19 protein-coding genes are annotated in these 23,418 nt (G+C 72.2%); 8 read left to right on the forward strand and 11 right to left on the reverse strand.

The window, feature by feature from the left end; all coding sequences use genetic code 11:
- Positions 1-30: 30 nt before the first annotated feature.
- The 3 genes from ACZ6R6_RS03320 to ACZ6R6_RS03330 all read left to right on the forward strand — a co-directional run bounded on the left by ACZ6R6_RS03320 (position 31) and on the right by ACZ6R6_RS03330 (position 5,404).
- A complete protein-coding gene (locus tag ACZ6R6_RS03320) occupies positions 31-726 on the forward strand; it encodes a hypothetical protein (protein WP_470089797.1) in 696 nt (231 codons plus the stop codon).
- 79 nt (positions 727-805) lie between these two features.
- A complete protein-coding gene (locus ACZ6R6_RS03325; protein WP_470089798.1) occupies positions 806-5,197 on the forward strand; it encodes a cation-translocating P-type ATPase in 4,392 nt (1,463 codons plus the stop codon).
- Positions 5,198-5,278: 81 nt separating this feature from the next.
- Entirely contained in the window at positions 5,279-5,404 is a 126-nt protein-coding gene (locus tag ACZ6R6_RS03330; protein ID WP_470089800.1) for a hypothetical protein, read from the forward strand.
- Positions 5,405-5,433: 29 nt separating this feature from the next.
- On the opposite strand, the gene nagZ is transcribed toward ACZ6R6_RS03330, so the two are convergent.
- The 7 genes from nagZ to ACZ6R6_RS03365 all read right to left on the reverse strand — a co-directional run bounded on the left by nagZ (position 5,434) and on the right by ACZ6R6_RS03365 (position 11,357).
- Positions 5,434-6,717: a beta-N-acetylhexosaminidase gene (nagZ, locus tag ACZ6R6_RS03335; RefSeq protein WP_470089802.1), complete on the reverse strand. Its 1,284-nt coding sequence runs from the start codon at positions 6,715-6,717 to the stop codon at positions 5,434-5,436.
- Between the two features lie 105 nt (positions 6,718-6,822).
- A complete protein-coding gene (gene ptsP / locus ACZ6R6_RS03340) occupies positions 6,823-8,505 on the reverse strand; it encodes a phosphoenolpyruvate--protein phosphotransferase (protein WP_470089804.1) in 1,683 nt (560 codons plus the stop codon).
- Entirely contained in the window at positions 8,502-8,759 is a 258-nt protein-coding gene (locus tag ACZ6R6_RS03345; RefSeq protein WP_470089806.1) for an HPr family phosphocarrier protein, read from the reverse strand. Before ACZ6R6_RS03345 ends, ptsP begins: the two co-directional genes overlap by 4 nt.
- 45 nt (positions 8,760-8,804) lie before the next feature.
- Positions 8,805-9,503 (reverse strand): HAD family hydrolase, encoded by a 699-nt coding sequence (locus ACZ6R6_RS03350; RefSeq protein ID WP_470089807.1) that lies wholly within the window; start codon positions 9,501-9,503, stop codon positions 8,805-8,807.
- A gap of 32 nt (positions 9,504-9,535) precedes the next feature.
- Positions 9,536-9,982 (reverse strand): PTS sugar transporter subunit IIA, encoded by a 447-nt coding sequence (locus tag ACZ6R6_RS03355; RefSeq protein ID WP_306858993.1) that lies wholly within the window; start codon positions 9,980-9,982, stop codon positions 9,536-9,538.
- A 51-nt stretch (positions 9,983-10,033) separates the two neighbouring features.
- Positions 10,034-10,270: a PTS sugar transporter subunit IIB gene (locus ACZ6R6_RS03360; protein ID WP_306858995.1), complete on the reverse strand. Its 237-nt coding sequence runs from the start codon at positions 10,268-10,270 to the stop codon at positions 10,034-10,036.
- Between the two features lie 52 nt (positions 10,271-10,322).
- Positions 10,323-11,357: an SIS domain-containing protein gene (locus tag ACZ6R6_RS03365; RefSeq protein ID WP_470089810.1), complete on the reverse strand. Its 1,035-nt coding sequence runs from the start codon at positions 11,355-11,357 to the stop codon at positions 10,323-10,325.
- Positions 11,358-11,517: 160 nt separating this feature from the next.
- Between ACZ6R6_RS03365 and ACZ6R6_RS03370 the strand changes: the two genes are divergently transcribed.
- The 4 genes from ACZ6R6_RS03370 to ACZ6R6_RS03385 all read left to right on the forward strand — a co-directional run bounded on the left by ACZ6R6_RS03370 (position 11,518) and on the right by ACZ6R6_RS03385 (position 15,806).
- A complete protein-coding gene (locus ACZ6R6_RS03370; RefSeq protein WP_470089812.1) occupies positions 11,518-12,258 on the forward strand; it encodes a GntR family transcriptional regulator in 741 nt (246 codons plus the stop codon).
- A 42-nt stretch (positions 12,259-12,300) separates the two neighbouring features.
- Complete coding sequence (locus ACZ6R6_RS03375; RefSeq protein WP_470089814.1) at positions 12,301-13,641, forward strand: PTS transporter subunit EIIC; 1,341 nt, start codon at positions 12,301-12,303, stop codon at positions 13,639-13,641.
- A 120-nt stretch (positions 13,642-13,761) separates the two neighbouring features.
- On the forward strand, positions 13,762-15,090 hold the full coding sequence (locus ACZ6R6_RS03380) for a PTS transporter subunit EIIC (protein ID WP_470089815.1): 1,329 nt from the start codon (positions 13,762-13,764) through the stop codon (positions 15,088-15,090).
- A 206-nt stretch (positions 15,091-15,296) separates the two neighbouring features.
- Positions 15,297-15,806 carry an Rv3235 family protein gene (locus ACZ6R6_RS03385; RefSeq protein ID WP_470089817.1) on the forward strand — a complete coding sequence of 170 codons (510 nt, stop codon included), beginning with the start codon at positions 15,297-15,299 and terminating at the stop codon, positions 15,804-15,806.
- Positions 15,807-15,986: 180 nt separating this feature from the next.
- On the opposite strand, the gene secA is transcribed toward ACZ6R6_RS03385, so the two are convergent.
- Positions 15,987-18,788 (reverse strand): preprotein translocase subunit SecA, encoded by a 2,802-nt coding sequence (gene secA, locus ACZ6R6_RS03390; protein ID WP_470089818.1) that lies wholly within the window; start codon positions 18,786-18,788, stop codon positions 15,987-15,989.
- Between the two features lie 505 nt (positions 18,789-19,293).
- Between secA and ACZ6R6_RS03395 the strand changes: the two genes are divergently transcribed.
- Entirely contained in the window at positions 19,294-20,496 is a 1,203-nt protein-coding gene (locus ACZ6R6_RS03395) for a winged helix-turn-helix domain-containing protein (RefSeq protein ID WP_470089819.1), read from the forward strand.
- Between the two features lie 218 nt (positions 20,497-20,714).
- Here ACZ6R6_RS03395 and ACZ6R6_RS03400 read toward each other — a convergent pair whose 3' ends face one another.
- The 3 genes from ACZ6R6_RS03400 to ACZ6R6_RS03410 all read right to left on the reverse strand — a co-directional run bounded on the left by ACZ6R6_RS03400 (position 20,715) and on the right by ACZ6R6_RS03410 (position 23,405).
- Complete coding sequence (locus ACZ6R6_RS03400; RefSeq protein ID WP_306859009.1) at positions 20,715-21,419, reverse strand: response regulator; 705 nt, start codon at positions 21,417-21,419, stop codon at positions 20,715-20,717.
- Positions 21,420-21,514: 95 nt separating this feature from the next.
- Complete coding sequence (gene hpf / locus ACZ6R6_RS03405) at positions 21,515-22,177, reverse strand: ribosome hibernation-promoting factor, HPF/YfiA family (RefSeq protein ID WP_470089821.1); 663 nt, start codon at positions 22,175-22,177, stop codon at positions 21,515-21,517.
- Between the two features lie 523 nt (positions 22,178-22,700).
- Positions 22,701-23,405: a ComF family protein gene (locus ACZ6R6_RS03410; protein ID WP_470089823.1), complete on the reverse strand. Its 705-nt coding sequence runs from the start codon at positions 23,403-23,405 to the stop codon at positions 22,701-22,703.
- Positions 23,406-23,418 lie beyond the last annotated feature (13 nt).

Here is a 23,418-nt window from a genome sequence, read left to right on the forward strand (position 1 = left end):
CGATCCCTCGACTCCTTCTGAGGAGGGGCGATGACCGTAGGCCAGACGGCTCGCGGAACGCGTGCCCGCACGTCGGCGCCGTCCGCCACGGCCACCGGGCGCAGGACCACCGCGGCCGCCGGGCGTAAGACCACCGCGGCCGGGAAGACCACCGCGGCCGGGCGCAGGAGCGCCACGGCCGCCGGGCGCAGGACGGCGGGGCGCACGTCCGCGGAGAAATCCACCGGGCACCGGACCGCCGGGCGCAGGCAGGCGGAGCACGGGCACGACGGACAACAGTTCACGCTGAACCTGCCGATGATGACCGTGCAGTTCCGGCCTCCCCAGCTCCACCTGCCCCAACTCCATCTGCCCCAGCTCCACCTGCCGCGCGTCAGCCGGCAGGAGGCCGGCCAGGCCATCGACGTCGCCAGGTCGTTCCTCCCGCCTCCGGAGCGGATGGCCTACTACGGCGGGCTCGGCGCGCTGGCGGTGGTGGGAGTGGTCGAATGGCCGGTGGCGGCCGCGATCGGCGTCGGAACGCTGATCGCCCAACGCGCCCGCAGGGAGGGCGGGTCCGCTCCCCGGACGCCCGCTCCCCGGGCATCCACCACCCGGGCATCCACGCCCCGAACATCCGCTGCCCGGACATCCACTGCTCGGGCATCCACTGCTCGGGCATCCACGCCCCGGGCGTCCGCTGCCCGGACCGCGGCCTCCTCAGGCCACGCGAGCGCGTCCAAGTGATGACGGCCCGGTGAGGCGGCCGGCCTGGCCGTCGCCCCGTCGCGGCCTGACGGCCTGAGTTTCCCTGCTGGAGAGCCGGATGTTCCTGTCGCGTGTGCTGACGCTTCCCACCGAGGCACTGTGGAGCGTCCTGCCCGGCGCGGTACGGGACACCCTGCCGCGCCCGCGCGGCAGGCGGACCTGTCCCGGCGGGTTCCACCTCGACCTGCGCGTGATCGGCGGCCCGGGCACCGCACAGGCGGCACGGCGGCTCGAAGGGCTGCTGCTCGCACTGGAGGGGGTGGAGCGGGCGGAGGTCAACGGCGCGCTCGGCGCCGTCTTCGGGGGATGCGACGAGGGCCTGGTCGACCTGGAGGAGCTGACGTCGATCGTCGAGGAGCTCGACACCCTCGGCGCCCTCGGCACCGAGGAGGACACCGGCCGGGACGAGGAGCAGGACCGGGTGTCGTCGCTGTCCAGCGTGGTGGAGCAGCACACCCGCGCCGGCATCAGGCTCGGCGCGAGCCTGATCGGCACCGGGCTGGCGTTCGCCGGGCGCGCGGCCCGCCTGCCGCCGCTGCTGCCCGCCGTGCCCACCCTGCTGCACCTGGCCGAATCCACCCCCGCGGTCCGCGCCGGGCTGGAGCGCCGCCTCGGCCGACCGGCCACCGGCGCCCTGTTCACGGCGGCGAACATCGTCACCAACACGCTCGCGCTGCGCCCGCTGGGGCTGCTGATCCACTCGGTCTCCTCCGCCGGCCGCTACCTGGAGGCGCGTGGCACGCAGCAGGCGTGGGAGCTGCACGGGCAGAAGCTGGCCTCCCGGGAAGGGACCTACCGGCACACCCGCGCGGCGCGGCGGCCACGCCCGGCTCCCATGGCGCACAGCCCCGTGGCACGGTTCGAGCGCGCCGTGGCGCCGGTGGCGCTGGGCGCCTCGGGGCTGACGCGCCTCATCAGCGACAGTCGACGGCGGGGACTCGCCATGATGGTCTCGACGACGCCCAAGGCGGCCAGAGCGGGCCGGGAGTCCTTCGCCTGCGCGGTCGGGCGCGCGCTGGCCGGGCGCGGCATGGTCGTCCTCGACAGCGAGGCCCTGCGCCGCATGGACGGCATAGACACCGTCGTCCTCGACGCCGCCCTGCTCGACACGGGCGCCTGGGCGATCGACCGCGTCGTGCCCCTCGTCGACGGCGTGGACTCCGACGAACTGCACGCACGGCTCTACACCCTCATCGACTTCACCGATCCGGGCGCGCGGCGGGAACGCGACACCTGGACGGCCGAGCCGCTGGCGGACCTGGCCGGGCTCGTCCCGGCGGCGGACGTCCCGCATTGGCAGGCCCGCGCGCTCCGGGCCGTCGGCGTGCGGCGGGAAGGCGCCCTGGTCGCGGTGGCCGGACTGGCACCGGAGGTCGATCCACTGGCGGACGCCGTCGTCGCCGCGGCCGGGAGCGGGTGCACCGTGCTGCTGGCGGGAGGCGGCCGGGGGCTCGGCAGCCGGCTCGCCGTCGAGGAGGTCGTGCCGGGCGGTCCCCGGCTGGCCGCGTCGGTCCGCGCGCTCCAGGCGGCCGGTCACGGGGTCGCCGTGGTGTCGAGGCGCTCCGCGGCGGCGCTGGCCCAGGCCGACCTGGGCATCGGTGTGCTGAGCCGGTCGGGCCGCGTGCCGTGGGACGCGGACGTGATCGGCGAGCTCGACGGGGTCCACCTGCTCCTGAGCTGCCTGGCACCGGCCAGGAGGACGAGCGAGCAGTGCGTGTGGCTCAGCGTGGCGGGGGCGGCCGTCGGGGCCACGCTGACGGCCGCCGAGGCGCGGGAGGCGGCGGTGCGCAGGGCTCAGCTCGCCAACGACTGCACGGCGCTGGCCGCGATCGCCGTGGGTGAGTGGGCGGGCCGCAGCGCCGGGCGGGGGGCGTCCCCGGTCCGCGCCGACCGCACTCCGTGGCACGCCATGCCGGTCAAGGACGTGCTGTCCCGGCTGGGCTCCTCGCCCGGCGGGATCACCGAGGCGGAGGCCCGGCGGCGCAGGACCGCACCGGGGCCGGGCGGCCTCGAGACCCCCGATTCGCTGCTGCGGGTGTCGGTCGAGGAGCTGGCCAATCCGCTGACCCCGGTGCTGGCGGCGGGCGCGGGCGTGTCGGCCGTGGTCGGCTCGGTCTCCGACTCGGTGCTGATCGGCACGGTCCTGGTCGTCAACGCGCTCATCGGCGGGGGCCAGCGGTTCGCCGCCGGCCGGGCGCTGCACCGGCTGACCGAGACCGTCGCCGTCCGCGTACGGCTCCGCCGTCCCCACACGAGCGTGGGGGCGACCGTCGACGACCTCGTGGCGGGCGATGTCGTCGAGCTGCGCGCCGGCGACACCGTACCCGCCGACTGCCGCGTGCTCAGGGCGGTCGGCCTGGAGGTCGACGAGGCGGCTCTGACCGGCGAATCCCAGCTCGTCGCCAAGTCACCGGCCCCCGTCAGCGCCCCCGCCGTCGCCGACCGCAGCTCGATGGTCTACCAGGGCACGACCGTGGCGGCCGGCCATGGTCTGGCCGTGGTCGTCGCGGCCGGCGAGGCGACCGAATCGGCCCGGACCGCGAGGCTCGTCGTGGACAGCCGCCCGCCGACCGGCGTGCAGCTCCGGCTGCGGGCGCTGAGCCGGAAGGTCCTCCCGGTCGCGATCGGCTCCGGCGTCGCCCTGCTCGTCACCGACCTGCTCCGCGGCAGATCGCTGCCGGAGGCGCTCGCCCCCGCGGTGGGCCTCGCCGTCGCCGCCGTGCCCGAGGGGCTGCCCTTCGTCGCCTCGGCCGCGGAGCTGGCCGCCGCCCGGCGGCTGTCGACCCGTAACACGCTGGTGCCCGTCCCCTCCACGATCGAGGCGCTCGGCCGGGTGAACGTTCTCTGCTTCGACAAGACGGGGACGCTGACCGAGGGGCACATCAGCCTGCGGTGCGTCTCGGACGGGCGCGCCGAGCGCCCGATGGAGGAGCTGCCGCCCGGTCTGAAGCGGATCGTGGCCGCCGCGCTGCGCGCGAGCCCGCGCCATGAGGACGGGCGGCCCATCCCCCATCCGACCGACCGGGCCGTGCTGGACGGGGCCCGGCGGCTGCACGTCACCCCCGAGGACGGGCCGGGCACCTGGCGGAGGGTCGACGAACTCCCCTTCGAGCCGGGGCGCGGCTACCACGCCGTGCTCGGGCTGGGCGGCTCAGGGCACCTGCTGAGCGTCAAGGGCGCTCCGGAGGTCGTCCTCACCCGGTGCGTGAGCGTGCTCCGCGACGGCGGCCCCGTCCCGCTCGACGGAGCCGCCAGGGCCGGGCTGGAAAGGGAGATGGACCGGCTCGCCCGGCAGGGGTACCGGATGCTCGCGGTGGCCGAGCGTCCCGCCTCGGACCGGCGCGACCTCGACGAGTCCCGCATCGGAGAGCTGGTCTTCCTGGGCTTCCTCTGCCTGGCCGACCCCGTCCGGCCCACGGCGGCCGAGAGCGTCGACCGCCTGACGCGGGCGGGGGTCCGGATCGTCATGATCACAGGCGACCACCCGACCACCGCCGAGGCGATCGCCGCCGAGCTCGGCGTGCTGAACGGCGCGCGGATCATGACCGGGCCGGAGCTGGACGGCCTTGACGACGACGCCCTGACGGAGGCGCTGCCGGAGGTGACGGTCTTCGCCCGGACCACTCCGGCGCACAAGGCCCGGATCGTCGAGTGCCTGCGCCGCTCCGGCATGGTCGTGGCGGTGACCGGCGACGGCGCCAACGACGCCCCCGCGATCCGCGCCGCGGACGTGGGGATCGCCCTCGGGTCCCGGGCCACCCCTGCGGCGCGGGCCGCCGCCGACGTCGTGGTGACCGACGACCGCATCGAGACGATCGTCGACGCGATCATCGAGGGCCGGGCCATGTGGAGTTCGGTCCGCGACGCCCTGAGCATCCTGCTCGGCGGCAACATCGGGGAGATCGTCTTCGCGGTCGGCTCCAGCCTGGTCACCGGCCGCAACGTGCTGAACGCCCGCCAGCTCCTGCTGGTCAACCTGCTCACCGACATGCTGCCGGCGATGGCGGTGGCCGTCCGGCCCCCGGCGGCGACCAGCCCCGAGCGGCTGCTCGCCGAGGGCCCGGAGGCCTCGCTGGCGGCCTCCCTGACCCGGGACATCTACCTGCGCGCCGCCATCACGGCGGGCGCGGCCGGGGTCGCGTGGTCGATCGGGCGGATGACCGGCACGCGGCGGCGGGCGGGCACGATCGGACTGGTCGCCCTGGTCTCGGCCCAGCTGTTCCAGACCCTGGCCCTGGGCGGCCGGGACCGCATGGTCGCGCTGACCGCGCTGGCGTCGCTCGCCGTTCTGGGCCTGGCCGTCTCGCTCCCGGGCCTGTCCGGGTTCTTCGGCTGCCGCCCGCTCGGGCCCGTGGGGTGGGCCGTCGCCCTGGGGAGCGCCGCCGCCGTCACCGCCGCCGGGATGGCGTTGCGGGCGCCGGGCCGCGAGACGTCATCGACCGTTCACTGAACAGTCACCTCAAGGCGGATTTTCATATAACTTCTTCCTGAAATATCCCCTTAAGAGCTTTTTAGTGGCCGTGAGGTTGTTATGTCCGAATTCCTGGCCTCGGTTCTCGCCAAGGCGGCCTTCCTCCTGCTCGAAGCGCTCGTCATGCGCATCGTGCAGTCCCTCGTGCTGGCGATGGCCCGGCGCGGCGGGCTCCAGCCCGTGTAGCGGAGCCCCGCCGGGCGGACCCGGCCGCGTCAGCGGGCCCGGCTCTGGATGAGCTGGGCGACCTTGCGGTGCTCGGCCGAGCGCAGCACCCGCTCGGCCCGGGCCGGGTCGGCGACCGGCGCCCCGTCCAGCAGGCCGCGGGCCGCCTTCAGCTTCAGCAGCCGCCGGACGGACTGGTCGAGCCGGGCGGCGGAGATCTTCCCGGACTTCACCGCGGTCAGCACCGCCTGGTACGCCTTGGGGAAGTCCGGCGGCATCAGCAGCAGGTCGGCTCCGGCCTGGATGGCCCGCACGGCCACCTGCCCGTCGCCGTACTTCTTGCGCACCCCCGCCATGTCCAGCGCGTCGGTCGAGACGACCCCGTCGAAGCCGAGCTTCTGGCGGAGCAGCCCGGTCAGGATCGGCTTGGAGAGCGTGGCCGGATCGCCGGACGGGTCGAGCTTGGGCATGACCACGTGGGCACTCATGATCGCGTCGATGTTCTTGCCGATGGCGGCGGCGAACGGGGGCGCGTCCAGCTTGCTCCACTGCGACAGGGAGTGCTGGATCACCGGCAGCCCGGTGTGGCTGTCGACGTTGGTGTCGCCGTGGCCGGGGAAGTGCTTGGCCGTGCTGGCGATCCCGGCGTCGTGGAAACCCTGCACCGCGGCGGCGACCATCGGCGCGACCTTCTTCGGGTCCGAGCCGTAGGCCCGGGGGCCGATCACCGGGTTGCGCGGGTTGACGTTGACGTCGGCGACCGGGGCGAAGTCGAGGTTGATGCCGAGGGCGCGCAGCTCGGTGCCGGTGACCTCGGCCGCCTTGCGGGCCAGCGAGGGATCTCCGGTCGAGCCGATGACCGAGGCCCCGGGCATGTCGGTGACCAGCGGGGCGAGCCGGGAGACCCGGCCGTTCTCCTGGTCGGCGCCGATCAGCAGCGGGATCTCCGGCGACGCCTTCTGCAGCCCGTTGGTCAGCGCCACGATCTGCCGGGCGTTCTTGACGTTGCCGGCCCAGGGGAACAGGATCACCCCGCCCGGCCGGTATTTGGCGACCGCCTTGGCCGGGGTGCCCACCCCGAACCGCGCCTGGTTCTCCCCCGACGTCGTGTCCGCCGCCGCGCCGTACAGCACGGGCATGAAGAGCTGCCCGACCTTGTCCTCCACGCTCATCCGGCCGAGCACGGCCTCGACCTGCGAGCCCCCCGAGGGCTTGGGCGTGGCCGGCGGCGGGGGGACGGCGCCCGTGGTGGCGTCGGCGACCTGCCCGGCCGCGGGCCTGACGGGCGGAGTCGCCGCCGCCCCCGCGCACCCGGCCACCATAGTGGCGATCACTGCCAGACCAGTCGTACGAATGCACCGAACCATGGGACCCACGCTATCCGCGCCGGCGACCGGAGACACCCGGCCTGACCACTTACGTGGATCCCGCCCCTTCCGTCACAGGGCCAGTCCGGCCAGTCCGGGCAGATGGGCGCGGGCGGCGGCGCGCGCCTCCTGCGCGGAGACGGCGGTCATCGCGGACTGCGCGGCCAGGAGACACTGCTCCCGGGTGTGCCGCGACAGCGCCGCCCGTACGGCGGGCAGCGCGGGGGCGGCCATCGACAGCGAGGTGACGCCGAGCCCGACCAGCACGCAGGCGAGGACCGGGTCGCCCGCCGCCTCCCCGCACACCCCGCACGGCCGGCCGCGTTCGCCGGCCCCGGTCACGGCCAGGGCGACCAGGTCGAGCAGCGCGGGCTGCCAGGCGTCCTGCAGCGCGGTCAGCGCGCCCACCTGCCGGTCGGCGGCGAAGGTGTATTGGGCCAGGTCGTTGGTGCCCAGCGAGAAGAAGTCCGCTTCCTGGGCCAGGTCGGAGGCGCGCAGGGCGGCCGACGGGATCTCGATCATCACTCCCGCCTCCGGCAGTCCCGCCTCCCTGCAGGTCGCCACGTACCAGGCGGTCTCCTCGGCGGTGGCGACCATCGGGGCCATCACCTGGAGCTTGGCCGAGGAGCGGGCGGCCGCCCTGGCCAGGGCGGCGAGCTGGGTGTTCAGTATCTCCGGGTATGCCCTGAGCAGCCGTAGCCCGCGCTGCCCCAGCGCCGGGTTCGGCTCCGCCCCCGGCGGCGGCAGGAAGGCCAGCGGCTTGTCGGCCCCCGCGTCGAGCGTCCGCACGATCACCCTGCCTCCCGGGAAGGCGTTCAGCACCTCCAGGTAGGCGGCCTCCTGCTCCTGCTCCGACGGCGCCGCCGTCCGGTCCAGGAAGAGGAACTCGGTCCGGTAGAGGCCGACGCCCTCCGCGCCGTGCTCCAGGGCGGCCGCCACGTCGCGCGGCCCGCCGATGTTGGCCAGCAGGGGGACTGCGTGCCCGTCGGAGGTCATCCCCGGCCCGGTGGCGGCCGCGAGCACGGCGTCCCTGGCGGCGGCGGCGTTCCTCGCCGTGACGACCTCCTCCTCCGTCGGCGCGGGCCGTACGAGCCCGGAGGCCCCGTCCACCAGCACCGGCGTGCCCGGCGCGATCGCGGTCGCCCCCGGGCAGGCGACGACGGCGGGCACCCCCATCGCGCGGGCGAGGATCGCGGTGTGGCTGGTCGGCCCGCCCTGCTCGGTGACGAAGGCGGCCACCACGTCCCGCGACAGCAGCGCGGTGTCGGCGGGGGCCAGGTCGCGGGCGATGAGGACGTACGGCTGCGCCGCCCGGGCCGGCAGGCCGGGCACCGGCAGACCCTCGATCACCGCGATGGCGCGGTCCCTGACGTCGTCCAGGTCGGCGGCGCGCGCGCCCAGATATCCCCCCGCCGCGACGAGCAGCTCGCGATAGGCGCCGAACGCCTCGTAGACCGCGCGGGCCGCCCCCGTGCCCGCGTCGATCAGCTCGGCCACCCCGACGGCGAGGCCGGGGTCACGGGCCATCAGCGCCTGGGCGCCCAGGATCTCCTGGGCCTCGCCGCCCGCCCGGGCCCCCCGCTCCTCCAGGTCGGCGGCGACCCGCTCCAGTGCCTGTGCGGCCCTGGCCCGCTCCGCCCCGGCGTCTCCCCCGTGGCGGGTGCCGGGCTCGGGCACCGGAGCCTCGTGCGCCATGACGTAGCCCGGTCCGAGGCCGACCCCCGGACTCACGCCCACCCCCGAGAGCGCGGTCATGGCGCCGAGGCTATGAGGGCGAGTTTGTCCACGATCTCCTCGGCGCCCTCGCCCTCGGCCGCGATCACCACGGTGTCGCCCTGGCGGACGTCGAGCGACAGCACCGCGAGAATGCTCTTGGCGTTCACCGGCTGGCCGCCGCCCTTGGCGACGGTGACGTCCACCGGCGCCGCCGCCGCGGTCTGCACGAACGTCGCCGCGGGGCGGGCGTGCAGACCGACCTCGGACTCAACGGTGACTTGGCGCTGGGCCACGTGCTCCTCCTGCGAAATCAGGCCGGGCGGTCTAGACCGCCCGGCTCATCCATGGGCCGGCGGGGGCCATTCGACCCCCGTCAGATCGGCGACGACGATATCCGCCTCGGTGAGTTCGGTGCCCGCGTGGGTCGTCGCTATGCCCACACACCTCATACCCGCCGCCTTGGCCGCCGCAATCCCGGCGATCGAGTCCTCGAACGCGACGCAGTGCGCCGGGTCGACGGAGAGGCGGCGGGCGGCCAGCAGGAACCCCTCCGGGGCGGGCTTGCCCACGACCACGTCGCGGGCCGACACGAGGACCCGCACCAGGTCGCGTATCCCGACCTCCGCCAGCCGCTCCTCCGCCCACTCCCGGGAGGCGGAGGTGACGACCGCGATCGGCGAGCCGTACGCCGAGACCCTGCGGACCAGGTCGGCGGCGCCGGGCACCGGCACGACGGCGGGCAGGCCGGGATGGTCGTTGAAGGACATGACCTCGCTGATCAGGTCGTCGATCCGCCTGCCGGGGAAGAGGTGGGCCCGCTCGGCCAGGACGTCGCGCCCGCGCCGGCCCATGAACCCGCGCAGCACGACCTCGTCGTGGACCACCCCGTGGTTGTCGAGCAGCATCGCCCACATCGCCATGCTCCGGTGCTCACTGTTGATCAGTGTGCCGTCCAGGTCGAACAGCGCGGCGTCCATGGCCGTCCTCGCCTCCAGGTCTCCGTCGTCCCCGCGGAAGGTGCTCCTGTGAGCGACCAACGCCCGCCGCCCGGAACCTCATCCCGGGCGGCTCACCTCCACAGGAAGAGTTCGTCTCCCGTGCGGACCGCGCCCTCGGCGAGTGTGGTGACGGACCCCTCGGTGGCGTCCAGCGCCACGACGGGGCAGACGGGGGAGCGACCGCCCGCCTCGACCTCCACGGGGTTCCACGCCACCACGGGCTGTCCGGCCCCCACCCGGTCCCCCTCGGACACCAGCAGCTCGAAACCCTCCCCCTTGAGCTGCACGGTGTCGATGCCCAGGTGGACCAGGACTCCCCGGCCGTCGTCGCCGACGACGACGAACGCGTGCGGGTGCAGTTTCACGATCTTGCCGGTGATGGGCGAGACCGCCTCGCCCGGCTCCCTGGCCGGCTCGATCGCCATGCCGGGCCCCACCAGGCCCTCCGAGAACACCGGGTCGGGCACCGCCCCAAGACCCACGGCCGCCCCCGCGACCGGGGCCAGAACTGTGGTCATCACACCCCCTCGGCCGTCCCCGCCGCGAGGGCGGGGACGGCCCGGCCCTCATCAGCCGATGATGTCCTCGATGTCGCTGGCGATCGTGTCCGCCTCCGGGCCCACCACCACCTGGACGATGTTGCCCGCGGCCATCACCCCGTGCGCTCCGGCCGCCTTGAGGGCCGCCTGATCGACTCTGGAGGCGTCACGCACCTCGGTGCGGAGCCGGGTGATGCACGGTTCGATCTCGATGATGTTGTCCGCACCACCGAGCCCCGCGATGATCGCGTCGGCGTTGGCCGCCATGTCGCCCTCCAGTCGTCATCGGTCTTTGACCAGGCTAAACGACGCCGAAAGATCAGTCGGTCTGGGTTACCTTGTTGAGGCCGCGGGGGGCGTCGGGGTCGATGCCCAGCCGGCGCGCGAGTGCCTCGGTCAGGAGCTGGCCGGGGACGATGAGGCCGAGCGGGGCGACCCACTCGGGGAGGTCGGGACCGTTCAGCGCGGCGGTGGCCACCGAGGAGAGGCCCGTGCCGCCGCCGACGGTGAAGGCCGAGGCCCCGGCGCCGGTGACCCGCTCGGCGAGCGCCACGGTCCCGGCCAGGGTCGGACCCTCGCCGGCCGCGACCAGGATGGCCGGGGTGTCCTCGTCGACCACGGCGATCGGGCCGTGCAGCAGGTCGGCGTAGGACAGGCCCATGGCGTGCAGGTAGCACGCCTCCTTGAGTTTGAGCGCCAGCTCAAGGGCGGTGGAGAAGGCCAGGCCGCGGCCGGAGACCACGACCCCCGGCTTGTCGGCCAGGCCCTCGACGATCGCCTCCAGGTCGCCCGGCTCGGAGATCAGCTTCTCCACCGCGTCCGGCACCCGCTGCAGGTCGGCGGGGTCGACGTCGGCGCCCAGGCCGAGGCCGAGCACGGCCAGCGCGGCGAGCTGGGTGGTGTAGGTCTTGGTGGCCGGGACGGCCTTCTCCTCGCCCGCGAGCGTGCACAGCGCGAGGTCGGCGGCCTGGGCGAGGGGGCTCTGCTCGCCGCCGTTGGTGATGGCCACGGTCTTGGCGCCGCAGTCCTTGGCCCAGGCGAGGGTCTCGACGATCTCCTCGGTCCGGCCCGACTGGGAGAGCGCGACGGCCAGGACGCCGTCAAGGTCCAGTTTGCGCTTGTAGGTGGTGGCGATGGAGGGGGCGGCGAGCGTGGACAGCCGGCCCGTGTGCGCTTCAGCCAGATAACGGCCGTAGACTGCGGCATTGTCGGAGGTGCCGCGGGCGATGAACAACAGCTGACGGGTCTGCCCGGCGAGCTGCTCCACCTCCCCGACCCTGGGGAGGAGGGCGTCCAGCGTGGCTCGCAACGCAGCAGGCTGCTCGGCGATCTCGCTGCGCATCTTGGTCGTCATCTAGCGCTCATCCTTCGGTTCGGAGTGGCGAGATCGGGCCGTTATCGATCCGTCGCCGGTCCGTACATTGACACCCTTTTCCGGCCTGTGGTCTAGTCCGGACTAGACCAGTACGTACCATAACTCATCACTACATCTCAGATCGAGAGGGGAGGATCTCATGGCTCAGATCGATCCCGACAGCCCGGTGCCGAAGTATTTCCAGCTCCGGGAGATCCTGCTCGACCTCATCGAGAGCAACGAGCTGGCGATCGGCATGGCGATCCCGTCCGAGCGCGAGCTCTGCCAGCGCTTCGGGCTGTCGCGCATGACCGTACGGCAGGCCGTCGACCACCTGGTCTCCGAGGGCAGGCTGCAGCGCGTCGCGGGCAAGGGCACCTTCGTGGCCCGCCCCAAGATCGAGATGGCCCTCCGGCTGACCTCCTTCAGCGACGAGATGCGCGCCAGGGGCATGGAGCCCGGCTCCCGCGACCTGGACCGCCGGGTGGTCAGGGCCAGCGCGCACCTCGCCCGGGAGCTCGGCATCCAGCCCGGAGACGAGGTGCACTTCATCGAACGGCTGCGCACCGCCGCCGACGAGCCCATGTGCATCGAGCGGGCCCACATCCCGGTCTCCCTCGCGCCCGACCTCGACACCCACGACCTGACGGGCCGCTCCCTCTACGCCCTGCTCGAGACCCGCTACGGCCTGGTGCTCGACGCGGGCGAGCTCACCATCGACGGCGGCATAGCCGACCCCGGAGACGCCGACCTGCTGAAGCTGCCGCGCGGCGGGGCCGTCCTGCTGCTCCAGCGGCGCTCCTTCGCCGGAGGCGTCTGCGCCGAACTCGGGGTCTCCACCTACCGCGCCGACCGCTACCAGCTCCGCACGGTCCTGGAGATACCGGCCCGTCGCTCCTGACTCCCCCCTCCTCCCTCCCCCACCCCCCTGGAGGAAAGTCCGATGAGTTCCACCTCAGCGGACGCGGGTCTCCCCGCCCCGTCCCCGGCCGGATCCGCCGTGATGAGCGTGCTCCAGCGGCTGGGACGCTCCCTCATGCTGCCGATCGCGGTCCTGCCGGCCGCGGGCCTGCTCCTCCGGCTCGGGAAGGACGACCTCGTCGGCCGGACCGACAACCCCTTCCTCGACGACGTCGCCCACGTCCTCGAAACCGCGGGCGGCACGCTCTTCGACAACCTGCCCATCCTGTTCGCGATCGGCGTCGCCATCGGGTTCGCCCGCAAGGCCGACGGCTCCACCGCGCTGGCCGCGCTCGTCGGCTACCTGGTCTTCCACGCCGTCAGCATGACCATGTTCTTCAACCTCTTCGACGACAGGCTCAGAGCCTCCATCTCCAGCCGGCTGTTCGACCCGGCCAACCCGGGCGTCCCGGAGGTGGTGCTCAACCTCGGCGCGCAGAACCCCACCCGGGTGCTCGGCGGCATCGTCATGGGCCTCGTCTCCGCGCTGCTGTGGCAGCGCTACTACCGCACCAAGCTGCCCACCTGGCTGGCCTTCTTCGGCGGACGCCGCCTGGTGCCGATCCTCACCGCCTTCGCCGGGCTGGTCCTGGGCGTCCTGTTCGGCTCCGTCTGGCCGATCATCGGCACCTGGCTGCGCGCCTTCGGCACCTGGCTGGCCGAGAACAGCACGGTCGGCGCCGGGGTCTACGGCATGGTCAACCGCGCGCTGCTCCCGCTGGGCCTGCACCACATCGTCAACAACGTGGTCTGGACCCAGGTGCCGGAGTGCGTGGTCGACGGCAAGCAGCTCGCCGGCGACCTGGTCTGCTTCAACAACGGCGCCCCGGGCTACGGCGGCTTCGAGGCGGGCCTCTACCCGATCCTCATGTTCGGCCTGCCCGCCGCGGCCGTCGCCATCTGGCGGGCCGCGCCGAAGCACCGCCGCGCCGCGGTCGGCTCGATCATGATCTCCGCCGCGCTCACCGCGTTCCTCACCGGGATCACCGAGCCGATCGAGTTCGCCTTCATCTTCGTCGCCCCGGTCCTGTTCGTGGTGCACATCGTCCTGACCGGCATCTCCCTGGCGATCGCCTCCGCCCTGGGCGCCAAGCTCGCCTTCAGCTTCTCCTCCGGCCTGATCGACCTCGTCCTGTACGGCACCGCCCCCAACGCCCAGGGCGTCCCGATCCTCATCGTGATGGGTCTCGTATACGCGGCGATCTACTACGCCGTGTTCAGTTTCCTGATCAGGAAGCTGAACATCATGACCCCGGGCCGCGAGCCCGAGCCCGACGTCGACTCCGGCGAGTCCGCCGCGGCGGCCCCCACCGGCCGGGCCTGACCCCGCCCGGCCTCCGGGCCGGTGCGGCGACCGGCCGCGGCGCTCCCGTTGTGTATTCACGACGGCGGGTGGTAGATACCAACCATCCCCCTGCACGACGCGGCACGCAGGGGGTTGGGGATGGGCACGGCAGCCGTAGAACGCGGCCCGTCGATGTGGTCGTCGGTCTTCGCGATACTTCAGCGCATCGGGCGCTCGCTGATGATGCCGATCGCGGTGCTGCCCGCCGCCGGCCTGCTGCTCAGGTTCGGTCAGGAGGACCTGCTCGGCCGGACCGACAACGCCTTCCTCGACCAGGTGGCCGGCGTCTTCGCCGCCGCCGGCGGCGCCCTGTTCGACAACCTGCCGCTGCTGTTCGCGGTCGGCGTCGCGATCGGGTTCGCCCGCAAGGCCGACGGCTCCACCGCGCTCGCCGCGGTGGTCGGCTACCTGGTCTTCGACCGGGTCAGCCGGACCCTGTTCTTCACCGCCGCCCCGGCCTCCGAGGTCTACAAGAAGATCGCACTGAACGTCGTGGGCCCCGACGGGCGACCCCTGCCCATGCTCAACCTCGGCGTGCAGAACCCCACCGGCGTCCTGGGCGGGATCGTCATCGGCATCACCGCCGCCCTGCTCTGGCAGCGCTACTACCGGGTCAAGCTCCCCTCCTGGCTCGCCTTCTTCGGCGGGCGGCGGTCCGTCCCGATCGTCACCGCCGTCGCCGCGCTGCTCCTCGGTGTGATCTTCGGCCTGCTCTGGCGGCCGGTCGGCGACTGGCTGGCCCTCGTGGGCGACTGGCTGGCCGCCCACGGCACCGCGGGCGCGGGCGTCTACGGTGTGGCCAACCGCCTGCTCATCCCGATCGGCCTGCACCACTTCCTGAACACGATCGTCTGGTTCACCCTCCCCGAGTGCCGGGCCGGGGTCGAGGGCGCGACCAGGAACGCCTCCGGCGACCTGAACTGCTACTTCGCCGGCCAGGACGGCGCCGGGATCTTCATGACCGGCTTCTTCCCGGTGATGATGTTCGGCCTGCTGGGCGCCGCCATCGCGATGTGGCAGGCGGCTCCGCACGGCAAGCGCGCGACCGTCGGCGGCATCATGCTGTCGGCCGGTCTCACCTCGTTCGTGACCGGCATCACCGAGCCGCTGGAGTTCGCCTTCATCTTCGTGGCGCCCGTGCTGTTCGTGGTGCACGCCCTCCTCACCGGGCTGTCGATGGCCCTGATGGCCGAGCTGGGCGCCCGGCTCGGGTTCACCTTCTCCGGCGGCGCCATCGACATGCTCCTCAACGCGGGCAAGTCCAACACCCACCGGGTCGGCCTGATCATCGTCTTCGGCCTGATCTACGCCTTCGTCTACTACCTGCTGTTCACCGTCCTGATCAGGAGGCTGAACCTGGCCACCCCCGGCCGCGAGCCGGAGGACGCCGACGCCCCGCCCGGCGGCGCCGGCCCTCCCGTCCCCTGAGCGGTGTTTCGGCCGACCCTCGGAGATCACGGCTCATTCCGGAACCCGCTCTCCCCGGTCGGGGACCGCTCCAGCTTGGGGTCACCTTCTCCGCCTAACCCGGGCGAAACAGCGGGGATCACGGGGAAGTTGGCGGCCGATGTATCTGGACAGGGGACCGGAAACTCCTAGATGTGTCAGTACAGCCGACGAAAACCGGAGTTGCCATGTCCCGTACGCCACGGCCGGTCCCCCTCCCCCGGGTCGCGCCGTCCCCCTCCGCCGAGCCGCCCTACGACGACGAGCGGCCGTCAGGAGACCTCCCGGCCGCCCCGCCGTACGTCCAGGGGGCACTCGCCCTCGCCTACGGGCCCGAGCCGGCCGAGCCCCCGGCCCGGAGCCCGTTGATCTGGGGGCCGCCGGGCGCGGTCCCCGACGAGCGGCGGCTGCGCGCCCTCGGCCAGGCCGTCGCCGAGGTCCTGTCCGGCAGGCGGCCGCCGTCGAGCGTCTCCCCGCACATGACCGGCCGCGCCCACGCCGAGCTGGTCAGGAGCGGGAAGATCATCAACTGTGCGCGGCCGCCGCTGGTCGGCACGGCGCACGTGTCCCAGCCCAAGGACGGGGTCGTGGAGATGTGCGTCCTGGTGCACTGCGGGGACCGGCCGCGCGTGCTGGCCCTGCGGCTGGAGCGCCGGGGTGTGCAGTGGCTGTGCACCGACGTCGAGACGACCCCCTGACCGCACGCCGTACGGCGGTGGCCCGCATGCGACCGGTGATCCCGCGCGACCGGTGAGCGCTTGTCCGGCAGGGCGCCGGCGGACGGTGACCGCGTGGCCGGAAGGGCGCCGGCGGACGGCGGGAAAGCCGGAGGGCCCGCACGCGGTGTGCGGGCCCTCCGGTCAGCGCTCGGTCAGCGCTCAGACCTCGACGTTCCGGGGGTCGCCGTGGCAGCGCTTGTACTTCTTGCCGGAGCCACAGGGGCACGGGGCGTTGCGCTCGACGTTGCCGTAGGCGTCACGCTCGGCCTTGGTGCTGACCCGGGTGTGCTCGACCTCGCCGGCCTCACCGGGCGCGGTGTATTCCAGCTCGGAGGGGCGCTGCGGGCCGCGCAGGCCGCGGGCGATGATGGAGCGGGTCTCCGTGATCGCCTCGTCCTCGTGCGCGTGGTCGTGCTCCTCGACGATCGGATTGGTCTGCACCTCGACCTCGAGGTTGAACAGATAGCCGACCGACTCCTCCTTGATGCCCTCCAGCATCTGGGAGAACATGTCGAAGCCCTCGCGCTGGTATTCGATCAGGGGGTCGCGCTGCGCCATCGCGCGCAGGCCGATGCCCTCCTGGAGGTAGTCCATCTCGTAGAGGTGCTCGCGCCACTTGCGGTCGAGGACCGACAGGATGACCCGGCGCTCCAGCTCCCGCATGGTCTCCGGGCCGAGCTCCTGCTCGCGGCGGTCGTAGGCGGCCATGGCGTCGGCCTTGATCTTCTCGTTGAGGAACTCCGCGGTGAGCTCCTCGCGCCCGCCGCCCTCCTCGATGAGGCCGTCGATGGTGAGGGTGGTCGGGTAGAGCTGGCCGAGCGCCTTCCAGAGCTTGTCGAGGTCCCACTCCTCGGCGAAGCCCTCGGCGGTGGCACCGGCGACGTATTCGTCGATGACGTCGTTGATGAAGCCGCGGATCTGCTCGTGCAGGTCCGCGCCCTCCAGCACCCGGCGGCGCTCGGCGTAGATCACCTTGCGCTGCCGGTTCATGACCTCGTCGTACTTCAGAACGTTCTTGCGGATCTCGAAGTTCTGCTGCTCGACCTGGTGCTGGGCGGAGGCGATGGCCTTGGAGACGATGCCCGACTCGATCGGGACGTCGTCCGGGATGTTCAGCCGCGTCATGATCATCTCGACCCTGGCCGAGTTGAACAGGCGCATGAGGTCGTCTTCGAGCGAGAGGTAGAAGCGCGACTCGCCCGGGTCGCCCTGACGGCCGGAGCGGCCGCGGAGCTGGTTGTCGATGCGCCGCGACTCGTGCCGCTCGGTGCCCAGGACGTAGAGGCCGCCGAGCTCGGTGACCTCGTCGTGCTCGGCCTTCACGGCGTCCTTGGCCTTCTCCAGCGCCTCGCCCCACGCCTTGTCGTACTCGTCGGGAGTCTCGACCGGGTCCAGGCCGCGGTTGCGCAGCTCCACGTCGGCGCGGAAGTCGGGGTTGCCGCCGAGCATGATGTCGGTGCCTCGACCGGCCATGTTGGTGGCGACGGTGACGGCGTGCTTGCGGCCCGCCTCGGCGATGATCGCCGCCTCACGCGCGTGGTTCTTGGCGTTGAGGACCTCGTGCTTGACGCCCTTGCGCCTGAGCTCCTTGGCCAGCCGCTCGGACTTGGCCACGCTCGTGGTGCCGACCAGGACCGGCTGGCCCCTGTCGTAGCGCTCCTTGATGTCCTCGACACAGGCCAGGAACTTGGCGTCCTCGGTCTTGTAGACCACGTCGGCCTGGTCCTTGCGGATCATCGGCCGGTTCGTCGGGATCGGGACGACGCCGAGCTTGTAGGTCTGGTGGAACTCGTTGGCCTCGGTGGCCGCGGTGCCGGTCATGCCGGAGAGGGTGGTGTAGAGGCGGAAGTAGTTCTGGAGGGTGATCGTGGCGAGAGTCTGGTTCTCGTCCTTGATCTTCACGCCTTCCTTCGCCTCGATGGCCTGGTGCATGCCCTCGTTGTAGCGGCGGCCGTGCAGCACTCGCCCGGTGAACTCGTCGACGATCAGGACTTCACCGTCGGTGACGATGTAGTCCTTGTCCTTCTTGTAGAGCTCCTTGGCCTTCAACGCGTTGTTGAGGAAGCCGACCAGGTGGGTGTGCTCGGGCTTGTAGAGGTTGTCGATGCCGAGCCAGTCTTCGACCTTCTCCACGCCGGACTCGAAGATGCCGACCGTGCGCTTCTTCTCGTCGACGGCGTAGTCGCCGGTGTTCTCCTCGCCGTCCTTGCCCTCGGTGCCCCGGCGGAGCCGAGGAACGATCTTGGCGAACTCGGCGTACCACTTGCCGGACTGCTCGCCGGGGCCGGAGATGATCAGCGGCGTCCTGGCCTCGTCGATGAGGATCGAGTCGACCTCGTCGACGAGCCCGAAGTTGTGGCCGCGCTGGACGCACTCCTCCAGCGACCAGGCCATGTTGTCGCGCAGGTAGTCGAAGCCGAACTCGTTGTTCGTGCCGTAGGTGATGTCGGCGTTGTACTGCTTGCGGCGCTCGTCCGGAGGCATGTTGGCCAGGATCACGCCGACCTCGAGACCGAGGAAACGGTGGATGCGGCCCGTCTCCTCGGCGTCGCGCTTGGCGAGGTAGTCGTTCGTCGTGATGACGTGGACGCCCTTGCCGGAGATGGCGTTGAGGTAGGCGGGGAGCGCACAGGTGAGGGTCTTGCCCTCACCGGTGCGCATCTCGGAGATGTTGCCCATGTGCAGGTTGGCCCCGCCCATGATCTGCACGTCGAAGAGGCGCTTGCCCAGCACACGGCGGGAGGCCTCACGGACGGTGGCGAAGGCTTCGGGAAGCAGGTCGTCGAGCGACTCGCCGTCGGCGTGACGCTGCTTGTAGTCAGCGGTCAGCGCGCGGAGTTCGGCGTCGGTCAGGCTCTTGAAGTCGTCCTCAATGGAGTTGACCTGTTCGGCGATCCGCTTGAGCTTACGCAGAAGCTTGCCTTCGCCTGCGCGAAGAATCTTATCGAGAAAGGCTGGCACTTTAGGTAAAGCTCCTCGCAGGTCTTCCGTGGCCGGACCGGCCCGGATGAGGACGAGACACGGTTCTCCGCTGCCATCGTAGGCGGTTCTACCACCAGACACAGCCACCCTGAAAGACGCTCTTCGCGTCCGGGGAGTTCCCCGCGCCCTTTTCATTGGGAGTAGTAGCCAGCCTAAAGGGTATGCCCGTTTGCGCATACGTAGGGCGAAGACGCAGCCCACGGGCGCGTCGCGCCCCGAGGGGACCCGGAGGACCTGGAAAGACGCCGCCCCGGCCGGCCGTGACCGCGGTCGCGCCGGGCTCCGCCGCCGGCGGGACGGCCCCTCGCCTCCCCGAGCCGCGGGCGGCCGCCGGCCGGATGGGCGCGACGCGCGCCGGCTCCCCGACTCCGTGCCCGCGACACCTTCCAAATAACACCGGCGTAGCCACTTTGTCGGTGTGTAGCGCTAACCTCGGCGTCATGCTGACGTTCCGCCCCCTTCCCGGCTCCTGCGGGGGCCGACCATGACGGTCACGCCCTCAGCCGAGACGGTCACGCTCTCCGCCGACGAGGCGCGCCGGATCATCCTCCGCGCCCAGGGCCTCCTCGGCGCCGACGCCCGGCGCGGCGGCGCCCCCGCCACCCTGCGACGGCTGGGAGCCGTCCAGCTCGACACGATCTCCGTCCTGGCCCGCTCCCACGAGCTCGTCGCCTACGCCCGCCTCGGCGCCGTCGGCAGGCAGAAGGTCGAGCGCGCCTACTGGGACGACCCGGCCCAGGCCTTCGAATACTGGTGCCACGCCGCCTGTGTCCTGCCGATCGACGACTGGCCCCTCTACGCCTTCCGGCGCCGGTACTACCGCGCCAGGAAATACCGCTGGCACGAGCTGCCCGACAGCGTCGACAAGGTGCTTGAGCAGGTGCGCGAGAGCGGTCCCATCACCACCGCCGACATCGGGGGGGCCAAGAACGGCGGGCCGTGGTGGGACTGGTCCGACTCGAAGATCGCCATCGAGTGGCTGCTCGACACCGGCACGGTCGTCTGCACCCGGCGCGTCGGCTGGCGTCGCGTCTACGACCTGGCCGAACGCGCGGTCCCCGAGCACCTCCTGGCCGAGGACCTCACCGACGCCGAGTGCGTCACCCGCCTCACCGGGATCGCCGGTCGCGCCCTCGGCGTGGCCACGCGGGCCGACCTGGTCGACTTCCTCCGCCTCAGGCCCGCCGCGGCCGCTCTCCTGGACGGCGCGCTGCGCGACGGCGGCGCGGGCCTCGTCCCGGTCCGCGTCTCCGGCTGGCCCGACCGCTCGGCGGACGCGTGGGCCGACCCCGCCGCGCTGGAGACCGAGCCACGGGGCCGCCACCGCACGACCCTGCTGTCCCCGTTCGACTCCCTCGTCTGGGACCGCGCCCGGACCGCGCGCGTTTTCGGCTTCAACCACCGCCTTGAGGCATACGTCCCCAAGGAGAAGCGCGTCCACGGCTACTTCACGATGCCCGTGCTGGCCGGAGGCCGGCTGATCGGCCGGGTCGACCCCGCCCGCGAGGGCTCGACTCTGGTCGGGCGCCAGGTCAGCCTCGAACCCGGGGTCAACCAGCGCAAGGGCGCCGAGGCGCTGGCCGGGGCGCTGTGGGAGGCCGCGAGCTGGGTCGGCTGCGACGACGTCCGTGTCGACCGCGTCGACGCGCACCTGTCGGCACCTCTCCAGCAAGCGCTGATCCGCTGACCCGCGGGTCCATAGATCTACGACCCTGCGGAGCCACGGATCCGGGGCTCCATGGACCCGCGGCTTCACGGACCCGCGGATCTGTGAACCTGCGGAGCTGCGGCCCTGCGGATTGTGAACCTGCGGAGCTGCGGCCCTGCGGGTCCGCGGGCCGGCCGGTCCGCGGGCCCCTGGTCCGCGGGCGCGGCGCCCCTCGCCGGGGCGCCGCATCCGGCGCGTCAGGTGATCTCGAGCATCCGCTCGCGGACCGCGTAGACCACCGCCTCCATCCGGGAATGGAGCTGGAGCTTGTCCAGGATGTTGCGGACGTGGTTCTTGACGGTGTTCTCGGAGATGAACAGCTGCTTGGCGATCTCGCGGTTGTTCATGCCCTTGGCCACCAGGCGGAGCACCTCCATCTCCCGTTCGGTCAGACGGGGGACGGGGAGCTGGGGCGGCCGCTCGGCCTCCTTGCGGCTCATGTTCGCGAACTCGGTGATGAGCTTGGCGGCCATCGCCGGATTGATCAGCGACTGCCCCTCGTGGACGCCGCGCACGGCCTCGGGGACCTCGTCGAGCTGCACGTTCTTCAGCAGGTAGCCGGTGGCACCCGCCTTGATCGCCTCGAAGAGGTCCTCCTCCTCGTCGCTCACCGTCAGCATGATGATCCGCGTGCTCGGCACCGAGGCCTTGATCTCGCGAGCGGCCTCGATGCCGCTTCGGCGGGGCATCCGGACGTCCATGAGCATGACATCCGGGGTGAGGCGGTCGGCGAGCTCGACCGCCTCCTGGCCGTCGCTCGCCTCGCCCACCACCTCGATGTCCGCCTCGGCGGCCAGAGCCATTTCCAGGCTGCGCCGGATCAGCGCGTGATCATCGACGATCAGCACGCGGATCGGGTCACCGCTCCTGGTAGAGCGGGCCGTCTCGTCGGGTTCCGTCACGCCTCCTCCTCGGGGGGCCAGAGCCGTTGGACCGCCATGATTACACGGGTTCCGGGGTCCTCGGGTTGGGCGGAGAGGATCTTCGAACGCGTCCGTCAGGGTTCGACGAGCCGCAGCACGCCGTAGTTGTAGCCCTGTCGCAGGTATACGACGCTGGGCAGACCGCTCTCCTTGTCACGGAACAGGTAGAAGTCGTGCCCCACCAGCTCCATCTCAAGCAGTGCCTGGTCGATGGTCATCGGGTCGGCCCGGTGGGTCTTCTCCCGGACCACCAGCGGCCCGTCACCGTCCATGTGGATCGGGACGATGGCCCTGTCGTCGGAGAGGTCGCCGGCGGGGCCGGCCTCGACCTCCGGCTCGGGCTCCTCACTCGGCCGCGAGGGTATGGCCTCCAGGGTCTCCGCGAGGGCGGTGGCGGCCAGTTCGGCGAGGGAGGGGGGGCAGTGGTTGCCGTGGTGGATCTTGCGTCGGTCAGCGAGGCGCCGGAGTCTTCCCTCAAGCTTCCCGAGTGCTATGTCGAGTGCGGCGAAGCGGTCGTCGGCCGTGGCCTCGGCCCGGACGGCGGGACCGCGGGAGTGGATGGTGAGCTCGACCCGCTCGCGCTGTCCGGTGATGCGGGGATTGCTCTCCTTGGTCACCTCCACATCGACGCTTATGAGCTTGTGGTCCAGACGCTCGATCCTGGCCAGCTTGGTAGTCACGTGGTCGCGGAATCGGTCACTCACTCCGGTGTGCCGACCCTTGACGATGATGTCCATGCACGGACCCCCTTCGAACCTCGACGGTGGTACTGCTGCGGCACCCGCTCGGCCGACCTGGTCTTCGTCCCCACATCCGCCTGCTGAGGGTTTCGCAGCTCTTTGCCACTACATGCCCTTCTCTTCTGGCGAGGAACATCTGGCTCCTCGGGAAGGCAGGACTTACCTCTAAGCCGCACCGTGATCGATCGACAAAGAGTCGTCTTACGTGGACCGTTTAGCCTGCGGCTGGCATCGGCTAACCGAGCCGGCCCCTTTGCGGGGGTCGGTCCGGCGCAACCACGGACCCGAGCGGGTGCCATGGCTCAGACGCTATCCGCATCCAGACCGAATGTCAGCTTGGACATCGGCCAAGTGATCACTTTGCGTGATCGTCCATCGGGCGGCCGGCCGGCGAGGCGGTCGCCCGGGGCGCTCGATATCCCTATATACAAGTGCTTCTCGCACCGATTGAGCAGCCGCGAATCCTTGATCGAGACAGGGAGGTGTGGCTCTTCGGTGAGACCCTTCACCCGCCCGCTCTTTACCCTCCGTCACGGAGACTGCTCTGCCGCCTCCGGCGTGTCGCGGCGACCGTGACGGCGAGCGGGACCGCCACACCCGCCTCACGCAGCGCTCTGGCCGCTTCGGCGATCGTCGCGCCGGTGGTGACGACGTCGTCCACCAGCACAACCGGCCCTCCACCGCCCCAGGAGCCCGGCAGGGGCCCTTTCCGGCCGCCCGTAACCACGAATGCCAGAGCGAGATTCTCGGCCCGCTGGAGCGAGCTCAGCCCCGCCTGGTCGGCCACCCGGCGGCGCTGGGCGAGGACCCCCGCCACGGATGCCGGCCACCCGGCGGCGCGGAGGTGTCCGGCGGCCAGCGAGGCCAGCCGGGCCACCGGATCGTGCCCGCGCCGCCGCAGGGCCGGGCGGGCGCTCGGCACCGGGACGAGGGTGAGCGGCCCCTCTCCGGCCGCGGCGGCGGCCGTCAGCGCCAGGGCGCCGGCGAGGGGGTGGGCCAGCGCCGTGCGACCGCGTTCCTTGTAGGCGAGGATCGCCCGCCGCGCGGCACCCGCGTATTCGGCCGCCGACCAGCACTCGGGCAGGCCCGGCGGGGACGGAGCGGGCATCCGGCACGCGGGCTCCCCGTGCAGCCGCGCCGCGCAGCGGGGGCAGAGGAGGGCGCCGGGCGCGTCGCATCCGGCGCAGCGGGACGGCAGGAGCAGGTCCAGCAGGGCTGTCGGCACGGACCCACGGTGC

The sequence above is a fragment of the Streptosporangium sp. NPDC048886 genome (assembly GCF_055586905.1).

Bases quoted from the DNA above. Each gene is read 5' to 3' on its own strand.
- ACZ6R6_RS03320 (WP_470089797.1), top strand. From the start codon at position 31: ATGACCGTAGGCCAGACGGCTCGCGGAACGCGTGCCCGCACGTCGGCG.
- ACZ6R6_RS03325 (WP_470089798.1), top strand. From the start codon at position 806: ATGTTCCTGTCGCGTGTGCTGACGCTTCCCACCGAGGCACTGTGGAGC.
- ACZ6R6_RS03330 (WP_470089800.1), top strand. From the start codon at position 5,279: ATGTCCGAATTCCTGGCCTCGGTTCTCGCCAAGGCGGCCTTCCTCCTG.
- ptsP (WP_470089804.1), bottom strand. From the start codon at position 8,505: ATGACCGCGCTCTCGGGGGTGGGCGTGAGTCCGGGGGTCGGCCTCGGA.
- ACZ6R6_RS03355 (WP_306858993.1), bottom strand. From the start codon at position 9,982: ATGACCACAGTTCTGGCCCCGGTCGCGGGGGCGGCCGTGGGTCTTGGG.
- ACZ6R6_RS03360 (WP_306858995.1), bottom strand. From the start codon at position 10,270: ATGGCGGCCAACGCCGACGCGATCATCGCGGGGCTCGGTGGTGCGGAC.
- ACZ6R6_RS03365 (WP_470089810.1), bottom strand. From the start codon at position 11,357: ATGACGACCAAGATGCGCAGCGAGATCGCCGAGCAGCCTGCTGCGTTG.
- ACZ6R6_RS03370 (WP_470089812.1), top strand. From the start codon at position 11,518: ATGGCTCAGATCGATCCCGACAGCCCGGTGCCGAAGTATTTCCAGCTC.
- ACZ6R6_RS03375 (WP_470089814.1), top strand. From the start codon at position 12,301: ATGAGTTCCACCTCAGCGGACGCGGGTCTCCCCGCCCCGTCCCCGGCC.
- ACZ6R6_RS03380 (WP_470089815.1), top strand. From the start codon at position 13,762: ATGGGCACGGCAGCCGTAGAACGCGGCCCGTCGATGTGGTCGTCGGTC.
- ACZ6R6_RS03385 (WP_470089817.1), top strand. From the start codon at position 15,297: ATGTCCCGTACGCCACGGCCGGTCCCCCTCCCCCGGGTCGCGCCGTCC.
- ACZ6R6_RS03395 (WP_470089819.1), top strand. From the start codon at position 19,294: ATGACGGTCACGCCCTCAGCCGAGACGGTCACGCTCTCCGCCGACGAG.
- hpf (WP_470089821.1), bottom strand. From the start codon at position 22,177: ATGGACATCATCGTCAAGGGTCGGCACACCGGAGTGAGTGACCGATTC.